Origin of the sequence: Streptomyces sp. UG1, from assembly GCF_049974585.1 — a bacterium.
In the GTDB taxonomy this organism is placed as follows: domain Bacteria; phylum Actinomycetota; class Actinomycetes; order Streptomycetales; family Streptomycetaceae; genus Streptomyces.
In genome coordinates, this window is record NZ_JBNGGG010000007.1 from 202,777 (window position 1) to 222,017 (window position 19,241).

14 protein-coding genes are annotated in these 19,241 nt (G+C 72.8%); 7 read left to right on the forward strand and 7 right to left on the reverse strand.

Annotation, left to right across the window (positions count from 1 at the left end):
• Nucleotides 1–10: 10 nt before the first annotated feature.
• From ACP4J3_RS10485 to wecB, 4 genes are read right to left on the reverse strand one after another with little or no spacing between them, the layout of a single operon-like run.
• Nucleotides 11–2,227, reverse strand: a complete 2,217-nt coding sequence (locus ACP4J3_RS10485; protein WP_426532720.1) for a glycosyltransferase — start codon at nucleotides 2,225–2,227, stop codon at nucleotides 11–13.
• Nucleotides 2,224–4,032, reverse strand: coding sequence for a hypothetical protein (locus ACP4J3_RS10490; RefSeq protein WP_426532722.1), 1,809 nt, complete (start codon nucleotides 4,030–4,032; stop codon nucleotides 2,224–2,226). The genes ACP4J3_RS10485 and ACP4J3_RS10490 overlap by 4 nt, the downstream gene beginning before the upstream one ends.
• Nucleotides 4,032–4,679 (reverse strand): class I SAM-dependent methyltransferase, encoded by a 648-nt coding sequence (locus ACP4J3_RS10495; RefSeq protein ID WP_426532724.1) that lies wholly within the window; start codon nucleotides 4,677–4,679, stop codon nucleotides 4,032–4,034. The genes ACP4J3_RS10490 and ACP4J3_RS10495 overlap by 1 nt, the downstream gene beginning before the upstream one ends.
• Complete coding sequence (wecB, locus tag ACP4J3_RS10500) at nucleotides 4,672–5,736, reverse strand: non-hydrolyzing UDP-N-acetylglucosamine 2-epimerase (protein ID WP_426532726.1); 1,065 nt, start codon at nucleotides 5,734–5,736, stop codon at nucleotides 4,672–4,674. Before wecB ends, ACP4J3_RS10495 begins: the two co-directional genes overlap by 8 nt.
• 277 nt (nucleotides 5,737–6,013) lie before the next feature.
• Between wecB and ACP4J3_RS10505 the strand changes: the two genes are divergently transcribed.
• From ACP4J3_RS10505 to ACP4J3_RS10515, 3 genes are read left to right on the forward strand one after another with little or no spacing between them, the layout of a single operon-like run.
• On the forward strand, nucleotides 6,014–7,432 hold the full coding sequence (locus ACP4J3_RS10505; protein WP_426532728.1) for a glycosyltransferase family 4 protein: 1,419 nt from the start codon (nucleotides 6,014–6,016) through the stop codon (nucleotides 7,430–7,432).
• Between the two features lie 6 nt (nucleotides 7,433–7,438).
• Nucleotides 7,439–8,743 carry a nucleotide sugar dehydrogenase gene (locus ACP4J3_RS10510; RefSeq protein ID WP_426532730.1) on the forward strand — a complete coding sequence of 435 codons (1,305 nt, stop codon included), beginning with the start codon at nucleotides 7,439–7,441 and terminating at the stop codon, nucleotides 8,741–8,743.
• A gap of 56 nt (nucleotides 8,744–8,799) precedes the next feature.
• Nucleotides 8,800–9,987, forward strand: coding sequence for a glycosyltransferase family protein (locus tag ACP4J3_RS10515; protein WP_426532732.1), 1,188 nt, complete (start codon nucleotides 8,800–8,802; stop codon nucleotides 9,985–9,987).
• Here ACP4J3_RS10515 and ACP4J3_RS10520 read toward each other — a convergent pair.
• Complete coding sequence (locus ACP4J3_RS10520; RefSeq protein WP_426532734.1) at nucleotides 9,917–10,333, reverse strand: VOC family protein; 417 nt, start codon at nucleotides 10,331–10,333, stop codon at nucleotides 9,917–9,919. The genes ACP4J3_RS10515 and ACP4J3_RS10520 overlap by 71 nt on opposite strands.
• Before the next feature lie 239 nt (nucleotides 10,334–10,572).
• On the opposite strand from ACP4J3_RS10520, the gene ACP4J3_RS10525 reads away from it, so the two are divergent.
• Nucleotides 10,573–12,627, forward strand: coding sequence for a glycoside hydrolase family 31 protein (locus ACP4J3_RS10525; RefSeq protein WP_426532736.1), 2,055 nt, complete (start codon nucleotides 10,573–10,575; stop codon nucleotides 12,625–12,627).
• Nucleotides 12,628–12,743: 116 nt separating this feature from the next.
• Entirely contained in the window at nucleotides 12,744–14,525 is a 1,782-nt protein-coding gene (locus ACP4J3_RS10530) for a hypothetical protein (protein WP_426532738.1), read from the forward strand.
• Here the strand turns inward: ACP4J3_RS10530 and ACP4J3_RS10535 are convergent.
• Together ACP4J3_RS10535 and ACP4J3_RS10540 are read right to left on the reverse strand one after the other, a co-directional pair.
• On the reverse strand, nucleotides 14,512–16,599 hold the full coding sequence (locus ACP4J3_RS10535) for a tetratricopeptide repeat protein (protein ID WP_426532740.1): 2,088 nt from the start codon (nucleotides 16,597–16,599) through the stop codon (nucleotides 14,512–14,514). The genes ACP4J3_RS10530 and ACP4J3_RS10535 overlap by 14 nt on opposite strands.
• A gap of 162 nt (nucleotides 16,600–16,761) precedes the next feature.
• Entirely contained in the window at nucleotides 16,762–17,211 is a 450-nt protein-coding gene (locus tag ACP4J3_RS10540) for a PPOX class F420-dependent oxidoreductase (protein ID WP_426532742.1), read from the reverse strand.
• Nucleotides 17,212–17,288: 77 nt separating this feature from the next.
• On the opposite strand from ACP4J3_RS10540, the gene ACP4J3_RS10545 reads away from it, so the two are divergent.
• Nucleotides 17,289–17,876 carry a TetR/AcrR family transcriptional regulator gene (locus tag ACP4J3_RS10545; RefSeq protein ID WP_426532744.1) on the forward strand — a complete coding sequence of 196 codons (588 nt, stop codon included), beginning with the start codon at nucleotides 17,289–17,291 and terminating at the stop codon, nucleotides 17,874–17,876.
• A complete protein-coding gene (locus ACP4J3_RS10550; RefSeq protein WP_426532746.1) occupies nucleotides 17,873–19,222 on the forward strand; it encodes an MFS transporter in 1,350 nt (449 codons plus the stop codon). Before ACP4J3_RS10545 ends, ACP4J3_RS10550 begins: the two co-directional genes overlap by 4 nt.
• The last annotated feature ends 19 nt before the right edge of the window (nucleotides 19,223–19,241 follow it).

Genomic DNA, 19,241 nt, shown 5'->3' on the forward strand with positions numbered 1-19,241 from the left:
GCAGTTCAAATCACGACCCCCCCGACGGCGCACACAACAACTCCGTCCAGGTCTCAGCCACCCGATCCAGCGAGAACCCTTCTCTCACCTGCACCCGGGCCAGCTCCCCGGCCGCCCTCCAATCCTGCTCCTCCAGTACCGCGATCGCCTCCGCCATCGCCTCGGGGCTGTCATGGATCCACCGCCGGTCATAGATCTCGTCCGCACCGGGCCACGGCAACAGTGACGGAACGGCGCCCGAGGCCATGCCCTCGGCCGGCGCGAGGTGGAAGCTCTCGTCGTCGCTGGTGGACAGCACATGTCCGACCCGCCGCAGCCAGCCCGCCACATCCGGCCCGAACGTGTCGAAGACGACTGCGCCTTCGAGCAGCGGCGAGGTCTGCATCCGGCGCAGCACGGCGTCGTAGTGCGCACGCTCCTCGGGCTTGTTCCAGATCCACCAGTACTCCCAGGGCGGCTTGGACTTGACCGACAGATGCCAGCGCCGGTCGCGGGCGCGCAGCGCCTCAAGGACGTCGAGGCCGAGGTCGAGGCGTTTGCGGCTGGGCGCGATGCCGATCATGCCGAGGCGGTGGTGGGCGCCGGGTGCCTTGGGGCGGTCGAGCTGGTCGGTGTCGACCCAGTTGGGCACGACCACGACCTTCGAGGCGGGCCAGCCGGTGTGCTCGCGGGTGCGGCGGGCGTAGTACGGGCTGACGCAGACCACCTTGTCGACGGCGTCGATGTCGACCTGGCGGGGCCAGGAGGCGTCCAGCTCGAAGCGGTGCAGCCGCACGATCAGCCGGCTGCCGCGCCGCTTGTGACGGCTGTACCAGACGGCGGCCGGACCGCACCACTCGACGACCACCACGTCCGCCCAGTCGGCGAGTTCACGGCCGGCCTCCGGGTCGTGCCGGGCCAGCGCCGGCCAGGCGTCGACCCGTACCTCGAGGCCGGGCAGCGAGCGGAAGTGGTCGAGCAGACGGGTGAGGAACTTCAGGTCGTGCCCGGCGACACCGACGCGCAGGGGCCGCTGCCGGGCCGTGACGCCGGTGGGTGCGGCGGGGAAGGCGCGGTCGAGGTGGGCGCGCCAGCGGGCGGCCGCTCCGTCGAGGGTGTACTGCCGGGCGGCCTCGCGGCAGCGGTCGGCCGCGAGGCGCCGTGCCGCCGGCTCGCGGACCGCCCTCGCCACGGCGTCGGCGGCGTCGTCGAGTGCGGCGCGTCCCGGCACGAACAGCGGGTAGTCGGTGCCGAGCAGCGCCTCGTGCGCGGGGGTGCGGTTGAGTACGACGGGCAGGCCCAGGGCGCCGAACTCCAGGACCTTGGTGGACAGTTCGAGGCTGGAGTCGAGCACCGGGTCGCGCCAGCCGAGGCCCAGGTCGCAGTCCGCGGCGATGCGCATGGCGTCCTCGCGGGGCTGTCCGCCGTGGTGGTGGACGCCGGGTGTGCTCGCCAGGGCCCGCTCCATGTCGGCCCGGAAGCCGGGGTGGGCCGCGTCGTCGTGGATCTTGTCGCCGACGGTGTGCAGTTCGGCGGGAACGCCGCGCTCGGCGAGAAGCCGGGGCAGCCGGGTCATGGGCAGGGTGTTCCAGCGGGGGGCGAACTTGCCGGTGTAGACGAGCCGCAGCGGCTCGTGCGGTCCGTCCCGCTCCGGCACCTCGAAGCCCGGTTCGGGCACGGCGGGCGGGCTGAGCACACACTTGCCGCAGGCCTCGGGCACCCAGGTCTCCAGGAAGCAGCGCAACTCCTCGGTCTGGCACAGCAGTCGGTGCGAGGCCTCCGCGATACGGGTCAGGTCCGCGCGGGCGGCCTCCGTCATCTCGGCGGCCGACTGCGGGATGTCGGTGAGGTAGGCCCAGATCCGCCCGTCGAACACGCCGTCGGCCACGATCCGGGTGACCAGCCGCCGGCCGCGCAGCACCAGCAGGTCGCAGGGCTCGTCCTCGTCGAGCCGGGTAAGAACCTCGGAGGCCTGCACCGGCGACATCGGCCGGTCGGCGAGCCCCGGCAGCAGCCCCTCCTCGTGCGGGCGCACCAGGCCGACCCGGGGCAGCTCGGCCAGCGGGTCGGTCAGCCGGCCGGTGCGGACGGGCGACTTGAGGACGAGCCTGCTCTCGCAGCCCGCCCGGGACAGCGCCTGCACCGTCGACTGGGCCCAGACGGCGGAGCCGTCGATGAGGTTGAGGTCGACGTCTCCGTAGACGAGCGCCCGCAGCGCACGGCTCACGACGGCTCCTTGCGACGTCATGACGGCTCCTTCCCGCGCACGGCGAACAGTCGGTGTCCCTGCCCCGCCCAACTGCCGGGTTCCGTACCGGACAGGTGCAGCTCCCGGCGGACCAGCAGCGGCCGCAGCGACGGCACGAAGACGTAGTCGTCGGCGCCCGGCGTATGGCCCACCGCGTCCGCGCAGGAGTACTCCTGAGCGCACATCAGGTCGAGCAGCAGCGTGTCCGGCCGGTCCTCGGTGAGGTCCGTCCAGTCGGCGACCCAGGGCGCCAGGGGCCGCCCGAGGCGTACGGTCACTCCGGCGGCGGTGAGTTCGTCGAGACCTGCCGGATCGGGCACGACGACCTCGACCGGGCGGTGCGCCTGGCCGAGCACCTGGCCGACGAGCCGGGCGACTTCGGTGCGGTCGCGGGGCGCGGCCAGCACCGCGACGCGGCGCTCGTCCAGCGGATCCGGGGCGCCGGTCAGATGCGCGAGCCGCGACAGCCGTACCCGGGTGCTGTCCGCCCGGAACACCTCGCGCAGCCGCTCCCTGCCCTGCGCGGCCGGGTCGAGCCGGGCGAGGCGTACTCCGGTGTCGGCGTCGATGACGGCGTCCCAGGCGAGCCGGCCGAGGCCGGGCGCGGCAGCGGCGGGAGCGTCCCGCCACAGCACGGCCGATCGTCCCAACAGCCTTGCCTCCGCGAGGAGTTCGGCGAGGGTACGGTCGAGGTCGGGGGCGAGTCCGGTGCCGGTGAGCCACCAGGGTCCGTCGCCGGCACAGGCGCTGAGCTGTACGACGAGGACGTCGGGATCGGTGCGGCGCAGCAGCAGTTCGCCGTCGTGCGGCAGCAGGCGGTTGACCACGGCGTCCGCCGCGAAGTCCGCGGCCGTGGCGGGGGTGAGCACCCCGGCGACGACGAGGCGGTCGCGCGGTGCCGCGGTCAGGGCGCGGTGGGCGAGGTGGAAGCGTCCGTCGACCGGTGCCTCAGGCTCGGGCTGCGGCTTCGGCGCGTCGGCGGGCGCCGGCCCGGTGGTGCGACGCCGGCCGCGCCACAGGCCGTACAGCTCCCCGGGCAGCCGTACCGCGCCGCGCTTCGGCGACCGTGCGGCCGTCACCAGGGCCTTTCCGACCCGCAGCGACGTCGAGCCCTCCAGCATGGCCACCCGCGCCCGCAGCACCTCGACCCGGTCCCGGGCGGCCCGCAGGGCGGCGGCGAGCTGTTCCTTCTCCCGTACGGTCGCGGCGAGCCGCTCGGCGAGTCCGTCCTGCCCGGAGGCCTCCCGATTGCGCTCCGCCTCCTCGGCGGCCGTTTCGAGGTCCAGCACCCGGGCGCGCAGGGCGCGGGAGGCGAGGTCGGCGAAGACGTACTCGTCGGCGATCCGCAGCGCCGTGGCGTGGCCGTCGGAGGGGACGGGCCGGCCGAAGAAGTCGTGCGGCGGCAGGAGTTCGTCGGTGCGGGCGATGACCGCGCCCGCGTGCAGATGGACGTAGTCGAGGGGCGCCGCGCGCAGGACCTGGCAGCGGTGGGCCACCAGGTGGTCGAGGAGCCGGTGGTAGGGGAGCTCGGTTCCCGGGTGCCCGAACACGATCAGGCCGCGTGCGCCGGGCCGCATCCGCGCCAGTACGGTGCGACAGGCGTCCTCGCCGCCGTGCAGGTCGGGGTTCGGCCCGTACGACAGGAGCGCCAGCTCCCCTTCTTCGATGGGCTGTTGGCTGTCCTCGCGCAGGGCGACACCCGGCGGCAGATGCAGATAGGGCTCCAGGCGCAGGCCGCCGCCGGTCGCGTCCACCACCGTGGTGACGGCGTCGAGGTGCGGATGGAGCAGATCGGTCAGGCGCATCAGCGGGTCCTCGTGAAGACGTGGAAGCCGACCCGGTTCTCCCGGAAGCCGTACGGCCTGGAGAGGGTGTGCCGCAGGCCGAGCGGCTCGAGTTCGGCGCGGTAGGCGGTGAGCGGGCGCTGCACGATGTGGGCGCCGCGGGGTGTACGACGGCCGGTGTCCTCGTCGGTGACGATCAGCCGGCCGGCGACGCGGACGAGGGAGGCGAGGTTGCGCAGCCCGGCCGCCCACTCCTCGTCGTCCGGCACGTGGAACAGGACGTCCACGCAGACCACGGTGTCGTACGGCCAGGGACTGCGCCACTCGTCGAGCGCGGCGACGGCGTAGCGCGGGCCGCCGCCCCGGTCGCGGGCGTGGTCGACGGCGGCCGGGCTGGCGTCGAAGGCGTCGACCCGATGGCCGCAGCGGGCCAGGGCACGGGCGAAGTGGCCCTTGCCGCAGCCGGCGTCGAGCACGAACAAGGGGGCGGCGGGGCTGGACAGGTCGCCGATGAGCGAGAGCAGGGTGCCCAGCCGCTGGGCGTAGAACAGCTCGTTGCCGGGGCGGTCGAGCCCGATGTGCCCGCCGGAGGCCAGCTCGTCGTGCTCGGTGTGGCGGGCCTCCCAGTACGCCCGCGCGCCGTCGCGCGTCATCGTCCGGTCAGCCATGGCGCTCCAGCCACCCCGTGATCACGCGCGCGATCCGGCCGCCCGCCCGGCCGTCCCACAGGGGCGGCCCGTCCGCGGGCGCCGCTCCCCCGCCGTCCAGCAGCTTGCGCAGCGCGGGCACCAGTTCGCCGTGCCGGACGAGCCGGTTGGTGCCGTGGGTGACGGTGATGGGGCGTTCGGTCGTGGTGCGCAGGGTCAGACACGGGACGCCCAGGACGGTCGTCTCCTCCTGGACGCCGCCCGAGTCGGTGATCACCGCGGCGGCTCCGCGCACGAGGCTCATGAACTCGACGTAGCCCAGCGGGTCGAGGAGGTGCACGCCGGGCGCGCCCGCGAGTCCCGCCGCGCTCAGCGCCGCCCGGCCGCGCGGGTGCAGCGGCACGACGAGGTCGAGATGGCGGGCGGCGTCGGCCAGCACACGGGCCGCGGCCGCGGCGGACTGCGGGTCGTCGACGTTGGCGGGCCGGTGCAGGGTGACGACGCCGTAGCGCTCGGGCAGTCGGTGTGCGGCGCGGGCGCCGGCCGCGTCGAACTGCTCCAGATGGGTGAGCAGGGTGTCGATCATCGGGTTGCCGACGAGATGGATCCGCTCGGCGGCGACGCCCTCGCGGGCGAGGTGGCCGACGGCCTCGGGGCTGGTGGCGAACAGCAGCTCCGCCAACTGGTCGACCAGACGCCGGTTGACCTCCTCCGGCATCGCCATGTCGAAGCTGCGCAGGCCCGCTTCGACATGCGCGACCGGGACGCCGAGCTTGGCGGCGACGAGTGCGGCGGCCAGCGTCGAGTTCACATCGCCGTACACCGTGACCAGGGCGGGGGCGCGGGCGGCGATCTCGCCCTCCAGGGCCACCAGGAGGTCGGCGGTCTGGCGGGCGTGGCTGCCGGAGCCGACGCCCAGGTCGGTGTCGGGTTCGGGCAGGCCGAGTTGGCGGAAGAAGATGTCGGACATGCGGGCGTCGTAGTGCTGGCCGGTGTGGACGAGGGCCTGGGCGCAGCCTGCCTCGCCGAGGGCTCGAACCACCGGGGCCGCCTTGACGAAGTTGGGGCGGGTGCCCACGACGTGTAGTACGCAGCCGTTCATTGGTCGTCTCCAGGTGCCGGATGTCTGGCTCGGTCGCCTCCGGGGGCGCCACATGTCGGTGTCGAGAGGCCGATCGTGCTCAGCGCTTCGCGCCTCCGCGCGTTCGGCCTCTCGACACCGACGCGCCCCCTCCGGCTCCCTCGCGGCCGGTGTCGTCGGGACAGTGGCTGTTGGTGGGCACTTGCCCGGCTTTGCGACTTAACTTTGCGTTATGCACCGAAATGTTCCATGTGCTCTCAGTCTGGCTGTCTCGGTGGCCGTTGGCGAACTGCGGCAGGATCCGCGGCGGGCGGTGCTGCTCGCGGTGCGGCTGCTGCCGGGCGGCGCGCGGCGCTGGTTGCGGCCGTTCGAACGGCGGGTCGCCGGGCGTGCTCGCGCGGCGGGGCCGGTGGCGACGCCGTCCGCCGCTCGGGTGCCCGCGCCCTCGGGCCGGCCGCTGCGCCCCGTCCCCGGCCGGGTGCTCCATCTGGTCACCAACGGGCTGCCGTTCCGGCACGCCGGTTACACCGTGCGCACGCAGAAGCTCGCCGAGGCCCAGCGGGCGGCCGGGCTCGACCCGCATGTCGTGACGCGGATCGGCTTTCCGGTGACGGCGGGGGTGCTGGACGCCCGCCCCACCCAGTACGTGGGCGGGGTGCCGCAGCACCGGCTGCTGCCGCCGTGGCTGCCGTACGGGCAGGGCGCGGCGCTGGCGCGCAACGCCGAACTGGCCGCACGACTGGTGCAGCGGCTGCGGCCCGCCGTACTGCATGCCGCCTCCGACCACGGCAACGGGCGCGTCGCCCTCGCCCTGCGGGCGGCCTTCGGGCTTCCGGTGGTCTACGAGGTGCGGGGCTTCCTGGAGGAGACGTGGCTGACGCAGGCGCCGGGCCGGGGCCGGGACGACGAGACGTACCGGGCGCGGCGCGCCCTGGAGACGTACTGCATGCGCGAGGCCGATCTGGTGCTGACGCTGGGTGAGGCGATGAAGGCCGAGATCGTGGGCCGGGGGGTGCCTCAGGATCGGGTGCTGATCGTGCCCAATGCCGTGGACGACGACTTCCTTGCCCCGCCGCCGGATGGAGCCGCCGTGCGCGCCCGGCTCGGCATCGCGGCGGACGAGCTGGTCGTGGGTACGGTCGGCAGTCTCACCCCGCTCGAGGGCATCGACACATTGCTCCATGCGGGTGATGAGCTTCGGCGGCGTGGTGTGCCGCTGCGGTTGCTGATCGTCGGGGACGGGCCGGCGCGTCCGGCGCTCGAGCGGCTGGCCGCCCGGCTCGGCCTCGACGACGGGACCGTGCTGTTCACCGGTCGCGTGCCGCATTCCCAAGTCCGCGACTTCCACGCCGTGTTGGACGTGTTCGCGGTGCCCCGCACCGACGAACGGGTCTGCCATCTGGTGACTCCGCTCAAGCCGGTCGAGGCGATGGCGAGCGGCGTTCCGGTGGCGGCCAGCGATGTCGCCGCGCTCCGGGAACTGGTCGAACCAGAGGTGAACGGGAGGCTGATCAAGCCCGAATCACCACATTCCTGGGCTGATGAGCTTGAAATACTGCTTTACAGTCGAAAACGGCGCGCTGAGTGGGGAGCAGCAGCCCGCGCGATGGTCGCGCGTGACCGCACCTGGAAGCGGGTCGCCGCCACAACCCGTGAGGCGTACCGCACCCTTGGCAGCCTTGATGCGGGGTGAGTCCCTATGCAGGTCGAACAGAGCGGACCACTCGGGGAAGCAGAACGGCCCGACCACGTGGATCTCGCGGTGATCGGGCTCGGTTACGTCGGACTGCCGCTCGCCCGTGAGGCGGCGTCGATCCGGCTGAAGGTGCTGGGCCTCGACCGCGACCCGCGGGTCGTGGAGGCGCTCAACACCGGGCACTCCCATGTCGACGACGTCTCGGACGAGGACGTCCGCCGGATGCTGGCGGCCGGGTTCTCGGCGTCCACGGACGACGCGTGCCTGGCCCGGGCGCAGGCGGTCGTCATCTGTGTGCCGACCCCGCTCGGCGAGGACGGCGGGCCCGACCTGGGCGCGGTCACCTCGGCCGCGCGCACGGTGGCGCGCCGACTGCGGCCCGGACAGCTGGTCGTGCTGGAGTCGACCACCTATCCGGGGACCACCGAGGAGGTCGTACGGCCGCTCCTGGAGGAGTCGGGGCTGCGGGTCGGCGTGGACTTCGCGCTGGCGTTCTCACCCGAGCGCATCGACCCCGGCAACACCGCGCACGGGCTGCGCACCACACCGAAGGTGGTCGGCGGCTGCACCCCGTCCTGTGCGGCGCGGGCGGTCGCCTTCTACGGCAAGCTCGTCGACACCGTCGTCCAGGCGAAGGGCACGCGCGAGGCCGAGATGGCCAAGCTGCTGGAGAACACCTACCGGCATGTGAACATCGCCCTGGTCAACGAACTCGCCGTGATCAGCCACGAGTTGCATGTCGACCTGTGGGACGCCATCCGCTGCGCCGGCACCAAGCCCTTCGGGTTCCAGGCCTTCCGGCCCAGCCCCGGAGTCGGCGGGCACTGCATCCCCATCGACCCCAACTACCTGTCGTACAAGGTGCGTTCCTCGCTCGGCTACGAGTTCCGGTTCGTGGAGCTGGCCCAGGAGATCAACCGGCGGATGCCGGAGTACGTGGTGCGCCGCGCCCAGGACCTGCTGAACACCGCCGGCCGGCCGCTGCACGGCTCCCGGGTGCTGCTGCTCGGCGTCACCTACAAGCCGGACGTGGCGGACCAGCGCGAGTCGCCGGCGGTGCCGGTGGCGCGGCTGCTGCGGGAGCGGGAGGCCGAGGTCGCCTTCCACGATCCGTATGTGCGGCTGTGGTCGGTGGACGGGGTGAGCGTCCCGCGCGCCGGCGACGTCATGGCGGCGGTGCGCGAGCACGACCTGACGATCCTGCTCCAGGACCACTCGGCCTACGACCTGCCGGCCCTCGGCGACGCGGCCCGGCTGCTGTTCGACACCCGGGGGCGAATCCTCAGGCCCGGGGTCGAGGTGCTGTAACCGGCCCCCTTCCTCGCGGCCGTCGTTCTCGGGGCAGTCGAAAGGTACGTGCTCTGATGCGGATACTCGTCGTCACCGTCGTCCACCACCCCGAGGACGCGCGGATCCTGCACCGGGAGATCGCCGCCCTGCGCCGGCACGGCCACCGGGTCGTGTACGCCGCGCCCTTCGCCGCTCGGGAAGTGGCACCGCGGCCGTACGTCAAGGGCATCGACCTGCCCCGGGCGGCGGGCCGGGACCGCCGGTCGGCGCTGCGCGCGGCTCGTACCCTGCTGGCCGAGCGCGGCCCCCAGGCCGACGTCGTCCTGCTGCACGACCCGGAGCTGCTGCTCGCCCTGCCCGGCACCCTGCGCCGCTGGCGGCGCGCCGGACACACCCCGGTCACCGTGTGGGACGTGCACGAGGACACCGCGGCGGCGCTGGCGATGAAACGCTGGCTGCCCCGTCCGCTGCGGCCGCCGCTGCGACTGGCCGTCCGGGCGGCGGAGCGGCTGGCGGAGCGGCATCTGCGGCTGCTCCTGGCCGAGGACGCCTACCAGCGGCGTTTTAGCCGCCCGCATCCCGTGGTCGCCAACCTCGCGACGGTGCCGCCGGAGCCGCCCGAGCCGCCGGGCGACGAGCGGGTCGTCTACCTGGGGCATCTGTCGCGGGCGCGGGGCGCGCCGGAGCTGATCGAGACGGCGCGGCTGCTGACGCCGGACTTCCGGGTCGAGGTGATCGGCGGGGCGGACCCTGACATGCGGGGCCCGCTCACCGAGGCCGACCGGGAGGGCGTGCTGCGCTGGCACGGGTATCTGCCCAACGATCGCGCCCTCGCCCTGCTCTCCGGCAGCCTGGCCGGCCTCTCCCTCTTGCGCGACCAGGCCAACTACCGCCACTCACGGCCCACCAAGGCCGTGGAGTACATGGCGCACGGCGTCCCCGTGGTGACCACGCCGACCCCGCTCGCGGCCGAGCTGATCGAACGCTACGGCTGCGGTCTCGTCGTCCCCTACGAGGATCCGGCCACCGCGGCCCAGGCCGTACGCCATCTGCGCGCCGACCGGCAGATGCGCCGCCGCGCGGCCAGCCGCGGCTGGGAGGCGGCGCTGTCCGACCTCAACTGGGCCGATCGGGCGACGGAGTTCGTGATGTGCCTGGAGACCTGGGCGAAGGAGGCGTCCGCCGGCCGGACTACGACCGGGCGTTCGACCAGCCCCGCCGGCACAGCACCAGCCGGTACCCGTCCGGGTCCTCGATCGTGACGCCCCACTCGTTCCAGTAGGGGTTGGGCGAGGGAACCCGCTTGCCACCGTGTTCCTCCAGCCGGGCGACGAGGTCGTCCGGCACGGGGCCGTCGACGTAGATGACGAGAAGGTCCTCCTCGGTCGGCCGGGGTTGCACGGGGCGGGCGGGCTCGTGGACGAGTTCCAGATGCCAGTCGGCGTCCGGCCAGCCGAGCATCAGCAGATCGTGCTCACCGGGTTCGGGACCGCCCTCCGCCCGCCATACGACGCCGAGCCCCAGCCCCTCGCCCCAGAAGCGCTCCGCCGCGGCGAGGTCCCGGGACGGGCGGGCGATTCGGATGTGACTGCGGCCGTTCACCGGCATGGTGCCCTCCATTTGGCGTCCTGTGCTGCGTCGATCCACTCGGCAGGGTAGGCGGGCCAAGTGCGCCGGGACCATCGGTCATCGGCCCCCCGCCCCGCGACCTAAGTCCTCTCGCCCGTCACCCTCCCCGTTGACACCTGACGTTTCCCGCAAGAACATCGGCCGGAACGAGCATAAAAGAACAGCGCTGCGGCACAGCGACCCATGGCTCTCCCGTCTCCCGCCGAAGGACATGAGTGGTGCGCATCCTTTCCCGCAAGTCGGGCCGCCTGCTGGCCTGCGCCCTCACGGCGGCGCTGCTGCCGTCGACCGCCCAGGGCTCACCGCCGTCGGACGAGACGACCAGGGTCTCCGAGTCGCGGGGCACGGTGACCCTCGACTCCCCGGGCTACTCCGTCTCGATCTCGGGCCGCACCGGCGGCCAACTCGCCCTGACCACCCGAAGGTCGGGCCGCACGGTGCTGGCCACCGGCCCCGAAGCCCTCCGCTTCCGCACCGGAGACACCTGGCAGCACGCCACGCGGCTCACCGACTGGCGCTGGCAGGGCGGCGTGCTCACTCTGACGGCGGACACCACCCTCGCGGGCGCCCGGATCGAGGCCCGCCTGACCCCGGCCCCCGACCGCTACCGGCTCGACTGGGACGTCACCGGCGCCGAGGCCGCCGAGCTCGGCCTCACCTACGACCTCTCCTCCGCCGGCCACTGGTACGGCCACGGCGAGACCGCCACCACCTCCGACGGCCCGTACACCGACCAGCCCTGGCCGCTGGACGCCGGGCGGGTCGAGGCGGAGGACTTCAGCGCGGCGTCGTACCAGATGGTGGATCCCTTCTGGTTCACGGCGAGTTCGGCCGGCCTGTACGTCGACACCGGCGACACGATGGACGTGTCCCTCAACGCGGCCGGCGACGGGCTCGGCCGCTTCACGGTCGAGTCGGGGTCGACGTACCGGGCGACGGTGTTCGTGGAGTCGACCCCGCGCGCCGTCTACCGCGACTACATCGGCATCGTCGGCAAGCCGCGCCAGAGCGACGCGACCTACGAGCAGTACGCCAAGCCGCTGTGGAACTCCTGGGCGCAGTTCTACACGAAGGTCGACCAGGAGAAGATCCTGGACTACGCGACCGACCTGCACGACAACGGACTTGACGGCCACACCGTCCAGCTCGACGACAAGTGGGAGTCGAACTACGGCAACATGACCTTCGACCCGAAGGCCTACCCCGACCCCAGGGCGATGTCCGACCGGATCCACGACCTCGGCTACGACTTCGGCCTCTGGGTCACCCTCTGGATCAACCTCGACTCGGCGAACTACCGGTACGCGGCGGACCACGACTACCTGCTCCGGGACGCCGCCGACCCCACCAAGCCCTGCACGGTCACCTGGTGGAACGGCACGGCCGGCATCGTCGACCTCGCCAACCCCGAGGCGAAGGCCTGGTACCAGGGCAACCTGCGCAAGCTGATGGACACCTACCGGGTCGACGGCCTGAAGTTCGACACCCGCTTCTTCGACGACCACTGCGCGGGCCGCGACGGCCACACCCGCACCGACTACCAGCGCCTCGGCTCCGAACTGGCCGACGCCTACGACCTCCAGGGCGCCGGGATCCGGGTGCACTGGAGCAGGGCCGCGCACGAGTCCGGCTTCGTCACCCGGCAGATCGACAAGGGCACCGGCTGGAACTCCCTGAAGGCGTCCGTCACCCAGAACCTCGCCCTGTCCACGATCGGCTACCCCTTCGTCGAGACGGACATGATCGGCGGCTCCCTCAGCCAGCCCGCCCCGACGAAGGAGGTCCTGGTGCGCTGGGCGCAGTCGGCGTCGTACATGCCGCTGATGTACGCCTCCATCTCCCCCGTGGACACGATCGACCCGCCGACGGGCGAGAAGGTGGACTACGACGAGGAGACCGTGGCGCTGTACCGGGAGTCGATCGCCCGTCACGAGCGACTCGCGCCGTACATCTGGGACCAGGTCCAGGACACCCTGAAGACGGGCGATCCGATCCTGCGCCCCCTGTTCTTCGACTTCCCGCAGGACGAGGCGGGTTACACGATCGACGACGAGTGGATGCTCGGCCCGGCGGTACTCGCGGCACCCAACCTCACGGCGTCACCGTCACGCGACATCCATCTGCCGCCCGGCACCTGGTACGACGTCAACCGCGGCCGGACGATCAAGGGCCCGACGACACTCAAGTCGTACCCGACCCCGCTCGCCGTCACCCCCGCGTTCGTGAACCTTCGGGCCAAGGGCGCCGACCAGGCGCTGCGGGCGCTGCGCTAGCCGCGGAGGGGGCGCTTCGCGCGTACCGGCCGGATTCAGGGGCGGCCGGTAGGCGTCAAGTGGGCGTTGACTATCGTTGCCCGATCATATGAGCGGGTGCGAGAGGCGGGCGGGGAGTGACAGGGGCCGGGTGGATACGGGTGCCGGTCGGGGATGACGCGGCGCGATGGGCCACGCGCGGGCAAACCCGGAAGGTTCTTCTGATCGTCCACAACGTGACCTCGGCGTCCCGGCTGCTGGACATCCTGCCGCTGTTCCACGACGACTTCCGGGTGCAGTTGCTCGCCACGTGCCCGCAGTCGTCGGCATTCCGGGCGGGGATCGCGGAGTTGCTGGCGGATACGGGGGTGCCCGTGGTGCCGTGGGAGCAGGCGGTCGAGACACCGGTCGCGCTGGCGGTCTCGGCGAGCTTCGGCGGTCAACTTCGAGCGTTTTCCGGTGTATTGGCCGTTCTGTCACACGGTGTCGGATATACTAAGAGGCTGGCGACACCCGACACCCGACACCCGACACCCGACACCCGACACCCGACACCCGACACCCGACACCCGACACCCGACACCCGAGGGTCGGCGGGCGCGTCGGATCCGGTGTTCGGGCTGTCGCCGGAGTGGCTGCTCGACGAGGACGGGAAGCCGGTCGTCAGTGCCCTGGTGCTCTCCCACCCCGAGCAGTACGAGCGGCTGCGCACCGCCTGCCCCGAGGCCGCGCCCTCGGCCGTGCTCGCCGGGGACCCGTGCTGGGACCGCATCCTGGCGGCGCGCCCGTACCGCGAGCGCTACCGCCGCGCACTCGGCGTCGGCCCGAATCAGCGGCTGATCGTCCTCAACTCCACCTGGAACCCCGAATCACTGTTCGGCGACGGCGGCGGCGATGACGTACTGCCCTCCCTGCTCCCCCGTCTGACCTCGGAGTTCCCGGCCGACGAGTACCGTCTGGCGGCCGTGCTGCACCCCAACATCTGGCACGGTCACGGTCCGGGCCAGATCCGGGCCTGGCTCGACCGCGCCCGGCGTGCGGGCCTGACCCTGATCGACCCGCTGGACAACTGGCGGCAGACACTGATCGCCGCCGACGCCGTGATCGGCGACCACGGCGCGGTCACCTACTACGCCGCGGCACTCGGCATCCCGGTGCTGCTGGGCGCCGCGCCGCTCTCCGGTCTCGCACCGGACGCCCCGGTGCACGCCTTCGTCCGCACGGCACCCCGCCTCACACCCGCGCTCCCCCTGCGACCGCAGATCGAGGCACTGCTCGACGGCCACCGGCCCCTGCCCGAACCGGCCGAGTTCGTCAGCTCCGCACCCGGCGAGTCGGCGGCCCTGCTGCGGCGCCTCTTCTACGACCTGATGGACGTCCGCGAACCCGACGCGCCCGCCCGCCCCGAACCGCTGCCGCTCCCTCGGTACGAGCCGGCGAACCCCACGGTGCCGCTCCTCGTCCTGACCCGGCTGCTGGACTCCGGCGAGGTCGCGGTCACCCGGTACGCGGGCCCGCACCCGGCACCGTACGACACCGGCGAGGCGCACACAGCCGTCCACGAGGACACCCGCGAGGCCGACCAACTCGCCCTCGCCGACGTGGTGTTCAGGCACGGGAAGGCCGACGACCCGCGCTTCGGCTCTCCGGCCGACTGGGCGTCGGAAGTCCTCGCGCGACATCCTCACTGCGCGATCGCGGCGTACGTCACCGGCCCCGGCGCCTGTGTACTGCGCACCCGCGCCGGCTCTCTGCTGCGGCTGGCGGCCGGACCGGGCGCGGAGGCCGATCCGGCCGTGTACGCGTCGGCGCTGCATGCGTGGCTGGGCGCGGGAAAGCCGCTGGCGGAGGTTGTGGAACGGGGCCTGACGGTCCGCGCGGGTGACACGACCCACCCGGTCACGGTCACTCCGGCGTGACACACCTCTCCCGCAGAGCGCGCAACCGCTCCACGTGAAAGTCGGCGTTCTCGGCGCCGAGCAGGCCGAGCGCCTCGTCGATCAGCGGCAGAGCCGTTCGAGGCTCACCGGCGACCAGGTGGAACATGGCGAGGTCGGTGAGCGTACGGGCGGTGTTGTAGGCCTCCCTGGCGTGCTCGCGGAAGAAGCTCAGCGCACGCCCGAAGTGCTCCAGCGCCGCCTCTCGACGTCCCATCTGGCCCAGCGCGTTCCCCCGATGGCGATCGAGGAGCGCCCGGGCACGTGGAAGGTCGTCGTAGCCCTCGTCGTCCGGTCCGATGCCACCGTAGAGGCGGTCCGCGTCCTCGAAGCAGGCATAGGCGTCGGGCTGCCACTGACGCAGCCTGATGATGCCCAGGAACTCGACCGCTGAGGCGTGACCGCGTACATGGCCGACGGTCTGTTCATGGCGCACGGCGGCACGCGCCTCGCGTTCGGCATCCGCCTCTCGGCCCAACTCCAGCATGCAGTGGGCGAGTTGGAAGTGCAGGGCCCCGGCCGTGGGGGTGCCTGAGAATCGTTCGCCGTCGGCGATGCGTGCCGCAGCCTCCAGCGCGGGCAGGACGACGTCGAGGTGGCCGGCCTTGAGCTGAAGGGGCCACAGGGCCTGGCCGATCAGGACGGCGGTGTCCAGGTCGCCGAACTCCTCGGCCGTCCGGATCGCCTCGGCAAGGTTCGGCGCCTCGGCCGCGAGGGCGGCGACGGCCGCGCCGCGATCGGGGTAGGTGAACGACGACGGCTCCGACGGCACCCGCCAGCTCTCCGGCAACGCCGCGCGGGCCGCGCCGACGGCCAGTTCCCGGTACCTGGCGACCATCCGGGTGACGGCGGCCGAGCAGGCCGGGATGCCGTCGGCCTCGACCGCCAGTCGTTCCGCGTGTGTGCGAATGGAAGGACGGTAGCGGTACCGACCGCTGCCCATACCTTCGATGAGCAGCGCGGCGGCGAGTTCCGCCAGCAGCCCGGCGGCCTCCGTCTCGGCGATGTCGGCGGCGCGCGCCGCCGCGGCGGCATCGACTGCGGGCCATTCTCGGAGCCCCGCCCGACGGAACAGACGGGCGGCGCCAGGAGTCAGCATGCGGTACGAGGCCTCGACGGCGGCTCGAACCGGATCGTCGCTCTCGTGCACGGCGGGGGCCTCCGAGCGTTCGGACAGGGCCGGCAGGCGAAGTGCGGCTGAGTGCAGGGCGAAGGGCGTGCCGGCGCAGCGGTCGAGTACGGCGGGCAGAACACGACGGGCCGCGGTGACGGCGTCCTCGCCGGCGATGCGCTCCACCATCAGACGAGCGTCACGCTTCGCCAGTGGTCCGACCGCGATGGGCTCCCCGCCCAGGTTGGTGAGGTGCCGACTGGCCACGACCACCGTGACGACTCCGGGCGCCGAGGTGCGCAGCGACTCGATCTGCGCGGCGGACCGGACGTGATCAAGAATGAGAAGGACCCGGCGATCGGCCAGACACTGCCGGAACAGATCGGCACGGTCCTGCCCGCCGTGGGGTATCTCCTGCTCTCGCAGCCCCAGTTGGCGCAGCACATGCCTGAGGGCGGCCCCAGGCGCGAGAGTGCCCAGGTCGACATACATCTGCCCGTCGGGGAATCGGGCGGTCTGCCGCCAGCCCCAGTGGATGGCGAGCGTGCTGCTGCCCATTCCCTCGGGGCCGTGGAGGAGGGCCAGCCTCGGCCGCCCGTCGAAGGGGCGGGTCGCTACCTTGTCCAGCGCTTTCAGGAGCGGCTCACGGTCCGTGAAGTAACCCGGGCCAGGGGGCAGTGAGGGACGCCGAAGCCCTTGGATCGCTCCAGGGAGAGGCACGTGGCGAGCGAACGACAGCCAGGCATGGGCACGTTGCGGATCCTCGTGCACGCACTGATACACCAGACGGGCCACCTCCTCCCGTTCACCGGGCGTCGTGGGCGCGGCCACGTCCCGCCCGGTGATCCGCCGGACCAGCCCACCCGTGGACACCCAACCGGATTTGCCTGCTTCGCCCAGGAATCCTGTCGCGATCGCGGCGAGAACCGCACTGATCGCACCCATCGAAAGCGGGTCCATCATGTCGCTCAGTCCCCCTCAGTCGGCCATCCCTGCGAACTCCCGACCGCGCAGGGCTCGCAGCGATCAACCCTAGCCGGACGAAAGGGAGGTGACGCAGCACCACCTGTCACATCCGCAGGCACCGGCAGCGCTCTCTCCCCCGGCTCACCCTCGATTCGCACCCTTCGGGATGCCGTACACCCTCTCCACACGCAACCGCAGCACCAGCCGCCGGTCCCGGACCATCGCCGCCCGGAAGTCCTCCCAGTCGGGGTGCTCGCCCACGACGTCCCGGTACAGCCGGACGAGTTCCTCGACCGTCGCGTCGTACGGGTCCCGCGCGACCGGCGACAGGTCGGCCGTGCCCTCGGCGACCGCGTACGCCCATCGGTCGCGGGTCGTGACGTGGTACGACGCCCGGGGGTCCCGGCGCAGGTTGCGGGTCTTGGCGCGGTCGTCGGTGATCGAGACGCGGATGATCCGCTCGTCCGGGTAGTAGGTGTGGCCGACGTTCGAGAGCTGGGGCCGGCCGTCGCGCTTCAGGGTGACCAGCACCCCACTGTGGCCCTCGGAGAGCAGCGCGAGCAGTGCGTTCTGCGTGGCGTCCTGAGTCATATCTGCGTCAACCCTGGCGGGCGGGCTCGACATTCCCCTCGTAGACACCGTCTACTCGATCATGGTAGACACTGTCTATGCAGACATCGAGGGAGCCCGACACGGGGCTGCGCACCCGACTGGTCGACGTCGGCGTCGAGCTCGTGGCGCGCGAGGGGGTCCAGGCGCTCACCCTGCGGGAGATCGCCCGCCGGGCCGGCGTCTCGCACGGTGCGCCGCGCCGCTACTTCCCCACCCACCTGGAGCTGCTGTCGGCCATCGCGCGCCGCGGCTTCGACGAGCTGGGGCGGCGGGCGACGGCGGCGGTCGGCGACGGTACGGCCAGCCCGCGGGCACAGCTCGGTGCGCTGGCGCGGGTGTATATGGAGTTCGCGCTGGACAACCGTGGGATGTACGAGCTGATGTCCCGTCATGAGCTGCTGGAGAGCGGTCACTTGGGGCTTCGGGACACCAGCCTTCCGCTCTTCGGCCGGCTGGTGGACCTGGTCGGCCGGGTCCGCCCCGACGCCGACGCCCGGCTCCTCGCCGGCTCGCTGTGGGCCGGACTGCACGGCATCGCCCAGCTCTGGGGCTGGGGCAGTCTCCAACTGGCCACGGGCGCCGACGACTTCGTACCCCTGCTGCGGTCGGTCCTGGAGGCGCACCTCGGGCCGGAGGACGGGTGAAGGCGCGCCTCACCCTTGCGAGCAGCGTCGTCGGGGCCGTGGTCGTCGCGCTGGACGGCACCGTCCTGACCGTCGCCCAGCCCACCCTGCGACGCGACCTGGGCGCCTCCTTCGCGCAGGTGCAGTGGACCAGCACCGGCTATCTCATCGCGGTGGCGAGCCTGCTGGTGTTCGCGGGGCGGCTCGGCGACCGGTACGGGCACCATCGGCTCTTCGGCATCGGCATGGTCGGCTTCGCAGCGGCGTCGGCGGGGATCGCTCTGGCGCCCGGTGTGGGTTGGGTGATCGGGCTGCGGGTCGTGCAGGGGGTGTTCGGGGCGCTGTCGCAGCCGGCCACGCTCGGGATGCTGCGGGTGGCCTACCCGGCCGAGCTGCTGCGGAGGCCGATCGCCGTGCGGACCGCGGCGATCGGGGTGGCAGCCGCCGTCGGGCCGGTGCTGGGCGGTGCGCTGGTGGCGGGGCCGGGCTGGCGGGTCGTGTTCCTGCTGAACGTCGTGCCCGCCCTCGTCCTCGGTGGGCTCGCCCTCGCCGTACGGGCCCCGCGCGCGGCCTCCCCCGCCCGGCTCGACCTGCCAGGCGCCCTCCTTCTCGCGGTGACCCTGGCCTGTCTGGTCCACGCGCTCGTCGCGCCGCCGGGCTGGATCTGGACGGCCGCGACCGCCGCGGTCACCGGTGCCGCCTTCGTCCGGCACGAGCGCCGCGCCGCGAGCCCGCTGCTGCCGCCCGACGTCATCGGCTCCGCGGCCGTCGGATCCGCGCTCGGCATGCTGGTGGCCGCCTCGGCGGCGCTGTCCGGCACCCTGTTCGCCGGTACGTTCCTGTTGCAGGGCGCCCTCGGCCTGGACCCGTTCCGCAGCGCCCTGGTCAGCCTGCCGCTGGCCGGCCTGATGGTGCTCGCGGCCCCCACGTGCGCGGTGCTGCTGCGCCGGGTCGACGCCCGGCGTACGGCCATCGCGGCGATGGCGGTCCTCGCGCTCGGGATCCTCGTGCTGTCCCGGGCGTCTGCCACCGCCGTGCTCTGTACGGCGTTCGCCCTGGTGGGGGCCGGGTTCGGCACGGTGATGGTGGCGGCGACCCATGTCGTCGTACGCGAGGCGTCCGTCGGGTCGGCCGGGGTCGCGGGCGGGCTTCAGCAGACTGCGATGAACGTCGGGCCGGTGCTGGGTGTGGCCGCCGCGACCGCGCTGATGGGCTCCGGCGGTGCCGCCGGGCCGCCGCTGGGTGTCCTCGCCGCGCTCGCCCTGGGCGGGGCGGCGGCGGGCCGTGCGCTGCCGGGGCGGCCCGCCGCGCCGATGGACGATCATGGCGATTCGAAGGACCGTACACGTGTTCCTGCGCAACGATGAGGTCAGAGGCCGCTGCGGC